General features: G+C 66.4%; 2 protein-coding genes and 2 pseudogenes. All 4 read right to left on the reverse strand.

Going from position 1 to position 2,803, the window contains the following annotated elements:
* A pseudogene (locus AC27VN_RS38015) lies at positions 1-237 on the reverse strand (ABC transporter permease); the annotation flags it as partial.
* Positions 238-553: 316 nt separating this feature from the next.
* Positions 554-1,636: a tartrate dehydrogenase gene (locus tag AC27VN_RS38020; RefSeq protein WP_093355354.1), complete on the reverse strand. Its 1,083-nt coding sequence runs from the start codon at positions 1,634-1,636 to the stop codon at positions 554-556.
* Between the two features lie 476 nt (positions 1,637-2,112).
* Positions 2,113-2,379: a hypothetical protein gene (locus AC27VN_RS38025; protein WP_431511680.1), complete on the reverse strand. Its 267-nt coding sequence runs from the start codon at positions 2,377-2,379 to the stop codon at positions 2,113-2,115.
* 211 nt (positions 2,380-2,590) lie between these two features.
* Positions 2,591-2,803, reverse strand: a pseudogene (locus tag AC27VN_RS38030) (hypothetical protein); the annotation flags it as partial.

Below are 2,803 nucleotides of genomic sequence, written 5' to 3' on the forward strand. Positions count from 1 at the left end.
GTCGCCGAGGTCGCCGGTGAGCAGGCCCGCGATCCAGTGCCAGTAGCGGGTCCAGGCGGGTTGGTCGAGGCCGAGCTTGGTGGCCAGGGCTGCGACGGCTTCGGGGGCGGCGTCCGGGCCCATGAGCATCTGCGCGGCGTTGCCGGGCAGGATCTCCAGGACGAGGAAGACGATGATGGAGGCGCCGATCAGCGTGCCGATCAGCGTGGCAAGGCGCTTGATTAAGAAGAGGCTCATCGCTTTGCGTGTTTGTTTCTGTTCGAGGCGCTTTTGTCCGGGGCGCGTGCACAGGACAGCGGGTACTTCCCTCCGCGAATGTCCCCCGCCTTCGGCTCCTCCTTTATTTCGCTGCGGGAAGCACCCACTGCCCTGTGCACGAGGAGCGCAGTCGTTGTGCGGCCGGTTCCACGGTTGTGTCCAGGCTCACGTCGATGGGGTACTCCCCGCAGCGAAATAAAGGAGGAGGCCGCAGGCCGGGGGACATTCGCGGAGGGGAGTACCCCGTCGGCGTGAGGCCACCCCGAAATCCACCCGCCTGCGACAGCGCACAGCCTCATGCCGAGATGCACTCGGCGATCGCACGCCCCACGTCGACGGTGTTGGCGGTGCCCCCCATGTCGCGGGTGCGCGGACCCTCGCTGAGCACGGTCTCGATCGCCGAGAGCACGGCGGCCGAGGCTTCGGCGTAGACCGGGTTGTCGCCGCCGAGGTGGTCGAGCATCAGCGCGGCCGACCAGATCTGGCCGATGGGGTTGGCGATGCCCTTGCCCGCGATGTCGGGGGCCGAGCCATGCACGGGTTCGAACAGCGAGGGGAACTTGCGTTCGGGGTTGAGGTTGCCCGAGGGTGCGATGCCGATGGTGCCGGTGCAGGCCGGGCCCAGGTCCGACAGGATGTCGCCGAACAGATTGGAGGCCACCACCACGTCGAACCAGTCGGGGTGCTGCACGAAGTGCGCGCACAGGATGTCGATGTGGTACTTGCTCGTCGCCACGTCGGGGTAGCGCTTCGCGATCTCGGCCAGGCGCTCGTCCCAGTAGGGCATCGTGATCGAGATCCCGTTCGACTTGGTCGCGGCCACCAGGTTCTTGCGCTTGCGGCGGCTCGCCAGCTGGAACGCGTAGTCGATGATCCGGTCCACGCCCGTGCGCGTGAACACCGCTTCCTGGATCGCCATCTCGCGCGGCGTGCCTTCGAACAGGCGGCCGCCGACCGAGGTGTATTCGCCCTCGGTGTTCTCGCGCACCACCAGGAAGTCGATGTCGCCGGGCTGGCGATGCGCCAGCGGGCCGGGCACGCCGGGCATCAGGCGCACCGGGCGCAGGTTCACGTACTGGTCGAACTCGCGGCGGATTTTGATCAACAGGCCCCACACCGCGATGTGGTCGGGCACCTTGTCGGGCGCGCCCACCGCGCCGAAGTAGATCGCGTCATGGCCCTGGATCTTGTCGTCCCAGTCGGCCGGCATCATCAGGCCGGTGCGCACGTAGTGGTCCGAGCCCCAGTCGAAGTGGTCGAACGAGAAATCGATGCCGAAGCGGCGGCCCACGGCGTCCAGCACGCGAAGGCCCTCGGGCATCACCTCGACGCCGATGCCGTCGCCGGGAATGACGGCGATCCTGTGTTTTGCTTGCATTTGATCCAGTACCCGGTTGATGAGGGACGGCGCGGGGCGCCCGTCATGCGGGGCGTGCGCCTGCCGCGTCGGAGTCTAGGACTGGATCGGCGGGGCGGGATCGGGAATGGCACGTACGCCGGCTTGCCAATATTGGAAGGGGCTGCGGCGGGTCTTTCCAGGGAGATCGGTAATGAACCGGGCTAGTTCTAGCGCTTGGCCTTCCAAAAATTAGAAGGCTGAAGGCCCAATCGGCGATCCCGGGACACGGGCGCGACACGCGCGCATGCCAGCGCCACGCGAGCGCGCTCCCGCCGCGCGCCCACGCAAAAGCAGGCGCGTCGCGCGGCGCGAGTTCGAAAGGCGAGAGGGAAGCGGATCAGCCGGCTGCGACGGTGCAGCGGTCGCGTCGAACGCGAGGGGAACTGGGAGAAGGAGAGAAGCGGGGAGCGGGAGGGAGGGAAACGGAAAACGAAAAGGCGCGGAACCGTCGAATCTCAGTTGCTGCTGCTGCTCTTGTCGAGCTCGGTGACTTGCAGCGACAGATCGAACAGCTTGGACTTGCTGGCGTAGTAGCGGTCGAGGCGCCATTCCTTGAGGATGTCCATCGCCAGCTGGAAGCTCTTGTAGTCGAGGCTGTAGAGCGTGACGAGTTCGAAGCTGTGTTCGGATTCGAGGGCCAGCACGAGCTGGGCGAGGATCTTGGCCGATTCGTTGGCCGGGTCCGTTTCGATGAATCGGCGAGCGACCTTGATGGCATTCATGGGTGAAAAGTTTCTCGGTAAGGCAGGAGCCGAGAACTATAGCTAGCAGCCCCCAAGGCTTTTATGACAATTCTGTGACATTGCGGGGCATCGAATTGCAGTCCTGCAGAACCTCGCCAAGAGGGAAAACACCCGGATTTCGGGGCTTCGCGGCGGTTTTTCGCATGAAAAAGCGCCCCGAAGGGCGCCTCGTGGCGGATGCCGATGGCGATCAGCGGATCGGCTGCGGTGCCGGATACGGCATCGGCGCGGCCGGATAGGCGGCCGGCGGCACCATCACGGGCTCGGGCGCGCGCATCAGCGGAGCGGGCGGCGCCACCGGATAGGGCGCGGGCGCCGGCATCACGACCGTGGTGACCGACTCGCGGATCACCCCGCCGCCCATCACGCTGCCGTCGACCGCGGCGCGGGTGTTGCCCTCGCC

Source organism: Variovorax sp. 20P10.2.4, assembly GCF_058244205.1.

Coding starts and splice junctions, on each gene's coding strand:
- AC27VN_RS38020 (WP_093355354.1), bottom strand. CDS start 1,636: ATGCAAGCAAAACACAGGATCGCCGTCATTCCCGGCGACGGCATCGGC.
- AC27VN_RS38025 (WP_431511680.1), bottom strand. CDS start 2,379: ATGAATGCCATCAAGGTCGCTCGCCGATTCATCGAAACGGACCCGGCC.